General features: G+C 29.2%; 18 protein-coding genes and 2 tRNA genes. 10 read left to right on the top strand and 10 right to left on the bottom strand.

The genetic code is table 11. The annotated features are described in order from the left end of the window. Positions 1 to 3 precede the first annotated feature (3 nt). The 10 genes from AMN80_RS01490 to AMN80_RS01440 all read right to left on the bottom strand — a co-directional run bounded on the left by AMN80_RS01490 (position 4) and on the right by AMN80_RS01440 (position 5,612). Positions 4 to 80, bottom strand: a tRNA-His gene (locus tag AMN80_RS01490). Between the two features lie 234 nt (positions 81 to 314). Further along, entirely contained in the window at positions 315 to 524 is a 210-nt protein-coding gene (locus AMN80_RS01485) for a cold-shock protein (RefSeq protein ID WP_075520247.1), read from the bottom strand. Positions 525 to 632: 108 nt separating this feature from the next. Next, positions 633 to 707, bottom strand: a tRNA-Phe gene (locus AMN80_RS01480). 1 nt (position 708) lies between these two features. Beyond that, entirely contained in the window at positions 709 to 924 is a 216-nt protein-coding gene (gene infA / locus AMN80_RS01475) for a translation initiation factor IF-1 (RefSeq protein ID WP_075520246.1), read from the bottom strand. 3 nt (positions 925 to 927) lie between these two features. Then, positions 928 to 2,208 (bottom strand): histidinol dehydrogenase, encoded by a 1,281-nt coding sequence (gene hisD, locus AMN80_RS01470; protein ID WP_075520245.1) that lies wholly within the window; start codon positions 2,206 to 2,208, stop codon positions 928 to 930. Continuing rightward, the gene (locus AMN80_RS01465; RefSeq protein WP_075520244.1) at positions 2,198 to 2,599 is read right to left on the bottom strand and encodes a DUF2948 family protein; all 402 of its coding nucleotides are present in this window, start codon (positions 2,597 to 2,599) and stop codon (positions 2,198 to 2,200) included. The genes hisD and AMN80_RS01465 overlap by 11 nt, the downstream gene beginning before the upstream one ends. Further along, positions 2,599 to 3,867 carry a UDP-N-acetylglucosamine 1-carboxyvinyltransferase gene (murA, locus tag AMN80_RS01460; RefSeq protein WP_075520243.1) on the bottom strand — a complete coding sequence of 423 codons (1,269 nt, stop codon included), beginning with the start codon at positions 3,865 to 3,867 and terminating at the stop codon, positions 2,599 to 2,601. Before murA ends, AMN80_RS01465 begins: the two co-directional genes overlap by 1 nt. After that, positions 3,868 to 4,419 carry a dCTP deaminase gene (gene dcd / locus AMN80_RS01455; protein ID WP_075520242.1) on the bottom strand — a complete coding sequence of 184 codons (552 nt, stop codon included), beginning with the start codon at positions 4,417 to 4,419 and terminating at the stop codon, positions 3,868 to 3,870. It lies immediately after the preceding gene. Between the two features lie 102 nt (positions 4,420 to 4,521). Beyond that, positions 4,522 to 4,671 (bottom strand): hypothetical protein, encoded by a 150-nt coding sequence (locus AMN80_RS01450; protein WP_256997973.1) that lies wholly within the window; start codon positions 4,669 to 4,671, stop codon positions 4,522 to 4,524. Positions 4,672 to 4,895: 224 nt separating this feature from the next. Then, positions 4,896 to 5,612 (bottom strand): TVP38/TMEM64 family protein, encoded by a 717-nt coding sequence (locus tag AMN80_RS01440; protein ID WP_075520240.1) that lies wholly within the window; start codon positions 5,610 to 5,612, stop codon positions 4,896 to 4,898. Positions 5,613 to 5,689: 77 nt separating this feature from the next. Between AMN80_RS01440 and rpmH the strand changes: the two genes are divergently transcribed. From rpmH to AMN80_RS01390, 10 genes are read left to right on the top strand one after another with little or no spacing between them, the layout of a single operon-like run. Next, the gene (rpmH, locus tag AMN80_RS01435; RefSeq protein WP_075520239.1) at positions 5,690 to 5,824 is read left to right on the top strand and encodes a 50S ribosomal protein L34; all 135 of its coding nucleotides are present in this window, start codon (positions 5,690 to 5,692) and stop codon (positions 5,822 to 5,824) included. Then, positions 5,824 to 6,165: a ribonuclease P protein component gene (gene rnpA / locus AMN80_RS01430; protein ID WP_075520238.1), complete on the top strand. Its 342-nt coding sequence runs from the start codon at positions 5,824 to 5,826 to the stop codon at positions 6,163 to 6,165. Before rpmH ends, rnpA begins: the two co-directional genes overlap by 1 nt. After that, positions 6,162 to 6,404, top strand: a complete 243-nt coding sequence (gene yidD / locus AMN80_RS01425; RefSeq protein WP_075520237.1) for a membrane protein insertion efficiency factor YidD — start codon at positions 6,162 to 6,164, stop codon at positions 6,402 to 6,404. The genes rnpA and yidD overlap by 4 nt, the downstream gene beginning before the upstream one ends. Positions 6,405 to 6,406: 2 nt before the next feature. Next, on the top strand, positions 6,407 to 8,083 hold the full coding sequence (gene yidC / locus AMN80_RS01420) for a membrane protein insertase YidC (RefSeq protein WP_075520236.1): 1,677 nt from the start codon (positions 6,407 to 6,409) through the stop codon (positions 8,081 to 8,083). Continuing rightward, complete coding sequence (gene argB / locus AMN80_RS01415) at positions 8,084 to 8,932, top strand: acetylglutamate kinase (RefSeq protein WP_075520235.1); 849 nt, start codon at positions 8,084 to 8,086, stop codon at positions 8,930 to 8,932. It abuts the gene before it with no gap. After that, positions 8,929 to 9,621: a pyrimidine 5'-nucleotidase gene (locus AMN80_RS01410; protein ID WP_075520234.1), complete on the top strand. Its 693-nt coding sequence runs from the start codon at positions 8,929 to 8,931 to the stop codon at positions 9,619 to 9,621. Before argB ends, AMN80_RS01410 begins: the two co-directional genes overlap by 4 nt. A gap of 3 nt (positions 9,622 to 9,624) precedes the next feature. Further along, positions 9,625 to 10,452, top strand: coding sequence for a 2,3,4,5-tetrahydropyridine-2,6-dicarboxylate N-succinyltransferase (dapD, locus tag AMN80_RS01405; protein ID WP_075520233.1), 828 nt, complete (start codon positions 9,625 to 9,627; stop codon positions 10,450 to 10,452). A gap of 2 nt (positions 10,453 to 10,454) precedes the next feature. After that, positions 10,455 to 11,612 carry a succinyl-diaminopimelate desuccinylase gene (gene dapE / locus AMN80_RS01400; RefSeq protein ID WP_075520232.1) on the top strand — a complete coding sequence of 386 codons (1,158 nt, stop codon included), beginning with the start codon at positions 10,455 to 10,457 and terminating at the stop codon, positions 11,610 to 11,612. Further along, positions 11,609 to 12,532 (top strand): histone deacetylase family protein, encoded by a 924-nt coding sequence (locus tag AMN80_RS01395; RefSeq protein ID WP_075520231.1) that lies wholly within the window; start codon positions 11,609 to 11,611, stop codon positions 12,530 to 12,532. The genes dapE and AMN80_RS01395 overlap by 4 nt, the downstream gene beginning before the upstream one ends. A 46-nt stretch (positions 12,533 to 12,578) precedes the next feature. Next, positions 12,579 to 13,073: an Hsp20 family protein gene (locus AMN80_RS01390; RefSeq protein WP_256997972.1), complete on the top strand. Its 495-nt coding sequence runs from the start codon at positions 12,579 to 12,581 to the stop codon at positions 13,071 to 13,073. Positions 13,074 to 13,079: the final 6 nt, after the last annotated feature.

Below are 13,079 nucleotides of genomic sequence, written 5' to 3'. Positions count from 1 at the left end.
TTTTGGTACACGGGGACAGATTCGAACTGTCGACCTTCGGTTCCACAAACCGCTGCTCTAACCAACTGAGCTACCCGTGCTCCTATCTTTGTTTTATACTAATTGTGGATATTTTTAAATTTATATAATGATTAAATAGCTAGCGTGCAGCCAGCATGAAAATGGTGTCTGTGAGATAATGCTAAATTTTTAATAATCTTAATCATTGAGATTTAATTAACAGTTTAATCAAAAAAATCAACATTTGATTGTATAGGAACAATATAAGCTTTTAAGCTTGCTTATCCCTATACAATTATTTTGATGAATTAGAATTAAGAGGTTTTTTGCAGTTTTACTGCGGCAGGACCTTTTTCTCCGTCTTCAACTTCAAATGTAAGCTCGTCACCTTCGTTTAAGAACCTTAAACCTGCTTCTCTTACAGCTGAAGCATGTACGAATACATCTTTTTCTTTATCTTCACGCTCAATGAAACCGTAACCCTTTTTTCCATTGAACCATTTTACTTTGCCTTTTAGACTCATTTTACTCTTTCGTTAGTTATTATACTTAAGCTTATTAAGCTTTAACGGGTTGTTATTAGATTTCTAAATTTAATGCAAGCAATTTAAATTGACTTAATGTCACTTTGGTGGTGGCCTTGGTAAGAATCGCACTTACGACACATACCTTTTCAGGGTACTGCTCTACTACTGAGCTACAAGGCCATTAAAATCTAAATATGATACGCCCTTTTGTTAAATCATAGGGGGTAACCTCTACTGTAACGTTATCTCCTTGCAAAACCCTAATTCTATTTTTTCTTAGCTTTCCTGCAGTATGTGCAGTTACAATATGATTGTTTTCCAGCTTTACTCTAAACATTGCATTAGGTAAAAGATCAATAACTTTTCCTTTAAATTCTAAAGAGTCTTGCTTTGACAAATTTTATTCTCCCATTCTCAATTTAACTGATCTAGCATGTCCATCTAAACCTTCATAAGTTGCAAGATTTATAACTTTTTCACCAATAGTTTCAATACCCTTTTTTGATATATTTATGTAAGAAATTCTTTTAAAAAAATCAAAAACAGAGAGTCCGCTGAAAAATTTTGCGGAGGAGTGAGTTGGTAAAGTGTGGTTACTGCCCGCACAATAATCAGTTACCGCCATTGCTGAATATTTTCCTGTGCAAATCGACCCCGCATTTTTTACATTTTTTAAAATAGATTGATATTTATCAACACTAAGCTCTAAATGTTCTGGTGCTATAATGTTTATAATATCAGAAATTTTTTTATCCGAATTTGCGAAAATAAATAAACCATTTTTTTTTAAGCTTCCTAATGCAATTTTTTTACGTGGTAAATTTTTTAACTGTATTTCTAATTCTTTTTGAACTTTGTCAATCAATTTTTTATTCTTTGAGATAAGTATACATTGAGCATTAATATCGTGTTCTGCTTGACCAATTAAATCTGCTGCAACCCACTTTGCATTTGAACTTTTGTCCGCAACGACTGTTATTTCTGATGGGCCGGCGATCATATCAATACCCACTTCACCAAAAACTATTTTTTTTGCTGCTGCAACGTAAATATTTCCAGGTCCGACTATTTTATCTACTCGTTTGATTGTTTTTGTTCCATAAGCTAGGGCAGCTATTGCTTGTGCACCACCCACCCTATAAATTTCTTTTACACCACATTTTTTAGCTGCGTATAAAACAGCAGCACTTTGATCTTTGTTTCTTACAGGATTTACAATAACAATTCTCTTGACACCTGCCAGCATGGCAGGAATTGCATTCATTAAAACAGTAGATGGAAAACTTGCATTTCCACCAGGTATATAAATCCCAACTGAATTCAATGGTTTGTACTTGTAATCAATTTTGTTATTTAATCTATCTGAAAATTTAATATCTTTTGACTTTTGGTTTTTATGAAATGATAAAATTCTTTGGAATGCAAAATCTATAGATTTTTTTACTTTAGAATTTAATTTTTTGATATTTTTAATTGTATTTTTATAGTTTGTTTTAAGCTTATCATTTTTATTAAATTTTTTTTCATACTTAAGTACTGCTTTATCCCCATTTTCTTTTACATCAAAAACAATTTTTTTTGCGACATTATAATCCTTGTAAGAAAAGACTGACCTTTTATTTACTTTTTTTATTAGATCTTTTTGAAAATTTTTACTATTGGCATCTAATCTATAAGTCATTTTTAATTTCCTTTAAGTCTTCAAGTGTAACTTCTATAATTTCTGAGGATAAAGTTATAAAGGCATTATTAGAAAATAACAAATTAAATTCGAAGCCATTTTTTGTTTTAATAGTATCAATAGCAAGAAGTGACAAATTTTTTTCTGATAAATATTGATTTATATTTTTTGACCTAGCTTTATCAATAAATTCAAATTTACATATGCTTAATACTTTATTTTTATTTTTGGCTTTAATTGAGTTTCTCTTTAAAGATAATAGAAAAATCTTATTTTTTTTTAGAAATTTAATATCTGAGATTTTTAAAATTGATTTGTGACAATATAAAGAAATCATATTTAACCCATTCAAATCTCTTGCTAAAATTTTAGCTAAATATTTTTTGGACATTATTTTTTTAATTTAATTTTAATACCTAATTTTTTGAGCTTGATTTGTAGGTTTTCATAGCCTCTTAAACCATGATAAATTCTAGATATTGTAGAAGATCCCTCAGCCGATATTGCTCCTAAGATTATTGAAAATGTAGTTCTTAAATCTGATGAAATACAATCTGCGGCATTTAATTTTTTTTGTCCAATAATAAATGCCTTATTTTTTTTTATTGATATTTTTGCACCCATTCTTTTTAATTCTGGTACTGCCATAAATCTATTGGAGAAAATTTTTTCTTCAATTACACTTTTTCCAGACACCTTTGTTAAAACTGCTAAAATGATTGGCATATTGTCGGTGGCAAATTGCGGCCAAGGACCAGTTTTAATTGATGTAGGTTTTGTTTTTTTTCCTGGTGAAACCATTATTGAATTCGCATTTGTTTCTATTTTGTATCCGATTTTTTTTAATATTCTTAATTCTGCATTTAAGTATTTGGGATCAATTTTTTTTACTTTGATTCTTCCATTTGTTATCGCAGCTACACATAAGTAACTAAAAGCTTCAATCCTATCACCAATAATAGTATGATCGCCATTTATAAATTCTTTAACACCTTGAATTTTTATAGATCTTTTTCCTATAAACTTTATTTGTGCCCCAGAATTATTTAAAAATTTAATCAAATCTTTTACTTCAGGTTCTATTGAAATATTTTTGATTATGTGTTCTCCTTTTATAAGCACTGATGCCATAATCAAATTTGAACTTCCCGTAACAGTAACTTTTGGAAATTTAAAAACATTCCCTTTTAAACCATTTTTTGAGTAAATATTAACATAACCTCTTTTAAGAGTATTATCTGCACCAAGACTTTTAAATCCTGAAAGATGCCAAGAAGTGTCTCTAATACCTAAAGCACAACCTCCGCCTAAAGCGACTCTAATTTTACTTTTTGGATATCTGGCTAATAAAGGTCCCATTGTTAAAACGCCCGCTCTCATAGTAGAAACCAAATTGTATGGAACAATCAATTTATGTTTTTTGTTATTTGTTATTTTAATAATTTTTTTTTCTTTTATTAGCTCAACTTTTGAACCTAAAGATATAAGTAAATCTTTCATGGTCAAAACATCCTTCACAAAAGGTACATTTCTCAAAATAACCTTTTTCTTAAACAAAATTGAAGCTGCCATTAGAGGCAAACAAGAATTTTTAGCACCACTTACATTAACTTCACCCTTAACACCTTTATTAGGGCCATTTATTAAAAATCTTTTCATTTATTTTGATTTTGCTAAAGTAATTCCAACTTGGCCTTGATACTTACCTTTTCTATCTGAGTAAGAAACCTCCGGTTGATCTCCTTTAAAAAATAGTATTTGCGCAGCGCCACTATCGGCATAAAGTTTAATAGAATTACTTGTGTGATTAGAAAACTCTAAAACTAAATTTCCATGCCATCCTGCTTCTAAAACTGTTGGAGGAGTGCCTAGTCCGCATCTTGCATAAGTAGATTTAGCTGTAACAAGTCCTGTGACATTTCTTGGCATTTTAAAATATTCTAAACTACTTGCTAGTGCAAACGAATTTGGAGGTATTAATATGAACTCTTTACCTTTAACTGTCACAAAATTATCCTCGCTGAAATTTTTTGGGTCGGCTGTAGCACCTTTTATATTTGTAAATATTTTAAATTCTGAGCCACATCTTAAATCATAACCAAAAGAGTTGAGTCCATGACTTATACCTTTTGATATACTTTCTGAGACGAAAGGTGTTATCATTTCTTCTTCTTCTGATAACTTTTTTATTTGTTTATCATTTAGTATCATTTTTTTTTTTTGGTTTTTTAAAAATTTTTCTTTTTCTTAAGTTTTGACGTAAAGCCCTTTCAAGATCAAGCTTTGAGGGCTTTCTTTTATTATTCATTCTTGTTATTTTTTTTCAGGATTTGTTAAGTGTTCTAATGTGACTACTTGATCGATTGGGAACGTTTCTTCCTCTTTTTTATTTAAGCCAGCCTTAAGCTGTTTTTTTGCTCTTTTCTCGGCAAGCTTTTTCTCTCTCTTAGCTTGCTTTTCCATAGCCTTTGCCCCTCGTGTGGATTTATAATCGTAATGAATTCCCATAAAATTTTTTTAAAAATAATACTTATATTAAAAAAAAAAAATAAGGCAATAATTTGAAAAAATTAATTTTATACAGTAAATTTATTGATTGTTAGAAGCCCCTTTAACTCAGGTAGTAGAGTATTTCCATGGTAAGGAAAAAGTCGTCCGTGCAAGTCGGGCAAGGGGCACCGAATATTTTACTTATATAATTTCTTTTTTAAAAAAACACTAATTATTACTATGAGCAAGAAGGCTATAAGAGGTAAATATATATCTTTAGATAAAATTATTTCAAAAAATGAAGGTGGAGTAGTATTTGCATCAATAATCTTTTCAAGACCACTTCCAATTGAAACCATAATAAACAATTGTGGAATCATCCCAATTAAAGTTCCTAAAAAATAATTTTTTAATTTAACATTAAATATAACAGGAAGTGTATTAGCTATAAAAAAAGGTACTCCACCTACAAATCTATAAATTAAAAAATACAAAAATTCATTTTTATTAAATAATTCTTTTAAAAAAATCATTCGATTACCAAGTTTTTGGTGAACTAAATCTTTGAAGAAGAAAATAGTAATTATATAAAGTAATAAAGAGCCAATTGACAGAGATATCGCAATTAAGATTGTCCCAATCCATTTTCCAAATATAAAACCTGATGCTAAAGCGACTGGTGATCCAAAACCTAGTAACAAAACCCAGATAACTACAAAGAGAAAAAAAATTACTATTAATGTAAAATAATTCTTACTTTTTAGATTAGAAAAATAGTCTACATTGTTTTTTATAAAATCGTAACTTGAGAGCTCTTGCAAAGAAAATTTACTGAAAAAATAATATAAGAATGTGGATATCAAAATTACATACGAAATACCTAAATAAATTTTTAATTTTTTTGTATTTTCCATATGTTGAAGTATTATAAAAATTTTCTGTACTTATACATATATATTTTCTATAACTACCGAAAATTTTAATATTACCTATGAAAAGAACATATCAACCAAGCAGACTTGTTAGAAAAAGACGTCACGGTTTCAGATCTAAAATGAAAACAAAAGGTGGGAGAAAACTGCTATCACGGAGAAGAAAAAAAGGTAGAAGAAAACTGACCGTATAATGGGTATTAAAATTTTAAGTCTTTCAAAAAATGAAGATTTCCAAAAAATTTTATCTGGCAAGAAAATAAATAATTATTATTCTACAATTTTTTTTAAGAAGTTATTATATAAAAACAATAATACACTAAATATAAGTATTATTGCGAAAAGAAAACTTGGAAAAGCAGTCCAAAGAAATAAAATTAAAAGAAGATTGAAAAATATAATTAACTGTATTTTAAAATCTATCAAGATTAATTTAAAATATTCATACTTAATTATTGCTAAAAAAAATGTTTTAGATAGTAAGTACAGTGATATTAAAGAAACAATGCTTTTAGATTTTAAAAAAATTTTATGATAAAATTTATTAATATAATACTAATAAAAATTATTAAATTTTATCAATATCTAATTTCACCTTTGTTAGGGAGTAACTGTAGATATTTTCCATCTTGTTCGGATTACTTTATTGATTGTTTAAAAACTTATGGACCTTTTAAAGGATCTTTTAAAGGCATTCTAAGATTAATAACTTGTCATCCAATTAAATTTTTAGGTGGAGGGGAAGGTTACAGACCTTTAAAAAATAAAAAATAATTATGGACACAAAAAATATTATAGCCGCTATATCTCTCAGTCTTGCTATCATAGTAATATGGAGCTTGTTTTTTCAACCTTCACCGGAAGAAATAAAAAAGAGAAAAGAAAAAGAAAAAATTGTTAACAGTAGTGATGCTCCAAGTATAGATACTAACGAAAAAATTACCAATCTTTCTAGAAAAGAAGCTTTAAAGTTAGATGGCAGATTTTATTTTGAAAATGAAAGTATTAAGGGCTCAATTTCATTAAATGGTGCAACTATAGATGATTTAATTTTTAAAAAATATAAAACTCAACTCGATTCTGATCAATCTGTAACTTTATTAAATCCCAAAGCAACATCAAATGGTTATTATATTGAGTCTGGCTGGGTATCTAACAATAAAAATATAGATATTCCTAATAACAAATCAATTTGGAAAATTGAAGGTAATTCAAAACTAACCCCAAATAATGATGTAACTCTTATTTGGAAAAATAGTCAGGGATTAACTTTTGAGAAGATTATAAAAATTGACAATCAATATTTATTCACCATAGAGCAAAAAATAAAAAATGATTCAGACAAAATTTACAGTTTTTATCCATACGCACAGATTATTAGAACTAAAATTCCAGAGATTATAGACTTCTTTATTTTACATGAGGGGCCTCTTGGAGTTTTAGATGATCAACTAATTGAAAAAGATTACAAAGACATCTTAGAAAAAAAATATTCAAAAAATGCTGATAGTGGTTTTTTAGGTATAACTGATAAATATTGGTTAACAAGTATAATTCCACAAAAAAACAAAAAGTTTAGAGCAGATTTTGAATATAATGAAAAATTCAAAGTAAACTACATAGAAACAGACTCCTATGACTCTAAACCAAATGCCCAAATTAGTAATATTGTTAATGTGGTTGTTGCAGCAAAAGAAGTAAATGTTATCGATGGTTATAATGAAAGTTTAGGTCTTAAAAAGTTTGATCTTGTTATTGATTGGGGTTGGTTTTATTGGATAGTAAAACCTCTATTTTTTTTAAATGATTATTTCTTTAAACTCGCAGGTAATTATGGAATTGCAATAATACTAATAACTGTCTGTTTAAGATTAGCATTTTTTCCATTAAATAATTATGCTTTTAAATCAATGAGCCGTATGAAGTTAGTTCAACCCGAGATGGCTCGACTTAAAGAAATTCACAAAGATGATAAAATGAAATTACAACAGGCAATGATGCAACTATATAAGAAAGAAGGTATCAACCCAGTATCAGGCTGTTTGCCAATTTTAATTTCTATACCTTTTTTCTTTGCAATTTATAAAATGTTATTTGTAACAATTGAAATGAGACATCAGCCATTTTTTGGATGGATAAAAGATTTGTCTGAAAAGGACCCAACCTCAATTTTTAATTTATTTGGTTTAATTCCATGGGATCCACCATCTTTCATGATTATTGGGGCCCTTCCAGTGATGATGGGATTTACAATGTGGCTACAGCAGAAACTAAATCCAGCCCCTCAGGATGAAATTCAAAAAAAAATTTTTATGTTCTTTCCATTATTTTTAACAATAATTTTAGCTCCTTTTCCATCAGGACTTGTGCTGTATTGGACCGCAAACAATATTCTTACTATGGCCCAACAGTATGTAATTATGAAAAGAACTACTGTTAAAACCGCTTCTTAAATGGAACTAGAAAAAATTTTACCTAATGATGGTCCTCCTATCGAGGAAGTTCAAAAATACGTTAACAAATATAAAAATGAATTAATAGTAATAAAATATGGCGGTAACGTATTCATTGACAGAGAAATTTTCAATAATTTTATATCTGATTTAAATATATTAAACGAGTTAGGGCTTTCTGTTATTGTAGTACATGGTGGAGGCCCTAGGATAAAAAGAGAATTAGATAAATCAAACATCAAATCAAAATTTATAAGAGGTTTAAGGGTAACTGACAAAAAAATCATAAATATAGTAGAAAATGTTCTTATAGATTTTAACAATGATATCGTTAAATCATTAGAAGAAAAAGGGACAAAAGGTGTTCCAATTAATACAAAAAGTAACAATGTTATTCATGTTGATCCAGAGTCAAGTGAATTGGGTTTTGTAGGTGTGCCTAAAAAAATTGAGGTTGATGTTATTAATAAAATATTAAATGAAAACCTTATTCCTATCATTTCTCCTTTAGGATTAGGAAAAGATCTACAAACTTATAATATAAACGGAGACACTGCTGCAGGTGCAATAGCTAAATCGCTCAAATCAAGAAGATTGCTTTTAATGACTAATGTAGAAGGAGTTTTAGACAAAAATAAAAAGCTAATACAAGAAGTTTCCTCTTCCAAAATTTTAGAGATGATAAAAGATGAAACAATAACTGAGGGAATGATACCAAAGATTAATACATGTTTAGACGCTATTAACAATGGAGTAACCGCTGTTGCAATAATTGATGGAAGAAAAAAACATTCAATATTATTTGAAATTTTTTCAGATAAAGGATCAGGAACTTTAATCAGAAAATGAAAGATTTAAAAAAAATGAAATATCTATTATTAGATCTTGATGGAGTATGTTACGGGAAACATAACAATTATTCATTAGAAAAAGTATTTGGCCAAGTATCCAATCGTATGACGCAATTTATTTCTGAAAGACTTAAAATAAATCGAGATGAAGCTAAAAAATTACAAACTGATTATTTTTATAAGTATAACACAAGTTTAAATGGGCTGATGATACATCATGACATACCACCTCAAGAATTTTTGAAATATGTACATACAATCGATCTCTCTTTTATGAAAGAAGATAAAATTATGAGAGATGAATTGATTAATTTAGATATGGAGAAGTTTATTTTCACTAACGGTAGTGCTGAACACGCTGAAAACATATTATCACACCTTGGAGTTTATGATCTTTTTGGAAGAGATAAAGTGTTCGATATTCAAGATGCTGGATATGTCCCAAAACCTGAGGCAAAGACTTTTGATCTAATGCTTAATAAATTTAAGATAGATCCAAAAGAAACGATCTATATTGAAGATATTGCAAAAAATTTAGGTATTGGTCATGAAAGAGGATGCTATACAGTTTGGCTAATTAATGATGATCATTTTGGCAAGATAGACTCTAATAAAGATTATATTTCTCAAAAAATAGAAAATCTATCTTTATTTCTAAAAGAAATAAGGCTATTAAAAAACAAGTAAATTATGTCTTTAGAAAAAATTATTAATGATGCCTGGGAAATTAAGGATCAAATTAGTCCTAGCTCAGATCAAAAGATTAAAGGTGCAATTAATCAAATAATTGCGGACTTGGATAGCGGAAAAGTTAGAGCCGCTGAAAAAATAAATGGTCAATGGATTGCTCACCAACACATTAAGAAAGCAATAATGCTTAGTTTTAGAATATATCCAATGGAAAATTTAAATGGTCCTTATAGTAGTTGGTATGATAAAGCTCATTTGTTAAAAGGTAAAACTGCTGGTTGGTCAAAAGAGGATCATGAAAAAGCTGGCTTTAGAATGGTTCCTAATTCTCCAGTTAGAAAAGGATCTTTCGTCGGTAAAAATGCTGTGTTGATGCCCTGCTATGTAAACATAGGCGCATACATTGATGAGGGCACGATGATAGACACCTTCGCGAGAGCTGGCAGTTGTTGTCAAATTGGAAAAAATTGTCATATATCAGCAGGGTCTGGAGTTGGTGGAGTTTTGGAACCGGCTCAAGCATTGCCTACAATTATTGAAGATAACGTTTTTTTAGGTGCAATGTCTGAAGTAGTTGAAGGAGTGATCGTTGGTGAAGGATCGGTTTTGAGCATGGGAATGTACATTGGTCAATCAACTAAAATTGTAGATCGGAAGTCAGGAAAAATATCTTATGGTAAAATACCTCCTTACTCAGTTGTTGTACCAGGAACCTTACCAGATAAAAATAATTCATCAGCTGCATCGCTATACTGCGCAGTAATAATTAAACAAGTTGATGAAAAAACAAGATCTAAAACTTCGGTAAACGATCTTTTAAGAGAATAAAAATGCAAAAAATAAATGAGCTTGAGTTAGCTAAAGAGCTAATTAGATTTCCATCTATTACACCTATAGACGCAGGGGTGATGAGTTTTATTGAAAAAAAATTAACAAAATTAGGTTTCAAAACTAAGATAATTACCTTTAAAGATAAAACACATAAACCCGTAAAAAATTTGTATGCAAGATTAGGAAATAAAGGTCCAAATTTTTGTTATGCTGGACATTTGGATGTTGTACCTCCAGGTAATTTAAATGACTGGACTGTAAACCCATTTAAACCAAAAGTTAAAAATGGTCATCTAATTGGAAGGGGCGCTAACGATATGAAAAGTTCAATTGCAGCTTTTGTATCTGCTGTAAGTATTTTTTTGACAAAAAATAAAAATTTAAAAGGTTCAATAAGCTTTTTGATTACAGGGGATGAAGAAGGCGATGCGGTTAATGGAACAAAAAAGCTAGTAGATTATTTAAAAAAGAAAAAAGAAAAAATAAATTTTTGTTTAGTTGGGGAACCAACCAATCCTAATAAATTGGGTGAAATGGTTAAAATTGGTAGAAGGGGGAGTTTAACTGGAAAGTTAGTTATTAATGGTGTTCAAGGGCATGTTGCATATCCACACCGAGCCAATAATCCATCTACAACTATAGTAGAAATTTTAAAGAAATTAAAAGATATAAAATTTGATAGTGGTACAAAGAATTTTCAGCCAACTAATCTAGAAGTTACAAGTATAAATATAAATAACAATATAGATAATATTATTCCAGGTTCTGCGGGGGCCACTTTTAATATACGATTTAACAATAAACATACATCAAAATCTTTAAAGAAAAAATTAAATACTATTTTTTCAGAGATATGTGGAAAGAAAAAATCTAGATATGAAATTGAATATAAAGTATCTGGAGAGGCGTTTTTATGTGAACCGAGTAGTTTTGTTTATAAAATTCAGAATATTATTAAAAAGACTACAAAAATTAAACCGAAACTATCAACATCGGGTGGTACATCTGATGCAAGATTTATAAGAAAAATATCACCTTGCCTTGAGTTTGGTTTAGTTGGCAAAACTATGCATAAGATAGATGAGGCAGTATCCTTAAAAGATTTAAAAAATTTAACTAAAATTTATGCAGAAATATTAGAAGAATACTTTAAGTGAGTACTGCAATAATAACATCCGATACATCAGAGGATCACATTACTGGTGATGGTCATCCAGAACAACCAAAAAGAGTTTTTGCAGTTGTAAAAAGATTAAAAAAGAGGAAAAATCTATTATGGGTTAAGTCAGAAAAGTTTGACCTAAAAATATTAAAAAAAGTTCATGGGTCTGATTATGTTGATAGCATAAAAAATTCATTTCCGTCTAGCGGTTTAAGATTTTTAGATGGAGACACAATTATATCTCCCGGAAGTAAGAAGGCAACATACGACGCGGTAGGTTCTATAATTAAAGCAATAGATGGTGTGGAGAGAAAAAAATTTAATAATGTATTTTGTGCTGTAAGGCCTCCTGGGCATCATTCTGAAAAAAATAAAGCTATGGGTTTTTGTATTTTTAATAATGCAGCAATAGGGGCCCAATATTTAATTGAAAAATATAATTACAATAAAGTATGTATCATAGATTTTGATGTTCATCATGGTAATGGCACCCAAGACATTTTTTACGATAATAAAAAAGTTTTATATATATCAACTCATCAGTATCCTTTTTATCCTGGAACCGGATCTGAGAATGAGAAGGGCAAGTTTAATAACATATTCAATATACCTTTGCCAGCTGGCACATCTTCTGAAAATTACTTTGATGCATATAATCATGTGTTAAAAAAGTTAGATGAATTTAAACCTGAGTTTTTAATTTTTTCGGCAGGTTTCGATGCACACCAGGATGACCCTCTTGCACAATTTAAACTAAAATCGAAAGATTTTTATGAAATTACAAGAAGAACACTTCTTGCAACAAATAAATATAATAATAGAAAAGTAGTTTCGATCTTAGAAGGTGGTTATGATTTAAATGCTCTAGCAGAAAGTGCTGACGAGCATGTTAAAGCATTACAGCAAAATAAATAAGAAATTACATATTGAAAATTTTAAAATAGTTACCATATAACTTTAAGTGTTGCCTAATGGGACACTAAATAACCTTGCTAACAAAGGAGGAAAAATGACAAGTAAGGATCTATCAATCTTTAATTCATTAAGACCATTTTCTGTTGGTTTTGATGATATGTTTGAACAATTTGAAAACATGTTAGGAAATGGAAGTTTGACAACTCAGTCAAATTATCCACCGTATAACATTAGAAAAACTGGTAAAGACAGATACTCAATTGAGGTAGCTCTTGCGGGATTTAACAAAAAAGATGTCGAAGTAGAATATGAAGACAATCTTTTAACTGTAAGAACTAAGCAAGTTGAAAAATCTGATAACACTGTCGAAAATGGAGAGATTATACACAAAGGAATATCTCAAAGACAATTTACTAGATCATTTAAAATTGCTGAAGACGTAAAAGTTGGTGAAGCTAATTTGAAAGACGGGCTTTTAACTATTGAATGTGAAAGAATAGTTCCAGACTTTAAGAAAAAGAAGTTAATTCAAATTAAATAACCTAAA

The organism is Candidatus Pelagibacter communis (genome assembly GCF_001179985.1).
Classification (GTDB): Bacteria; Pseudomonadota; Alphaproteobacteria; order Pelagibacterales; family Pelagibacteraceae; genus Pelagibacter; species Pelagibacter ubique_J.
Note: the sequence above shows the minus strand (reverse complement) of the source record. Positions and strands in the feature narration are given on the sequence as shown.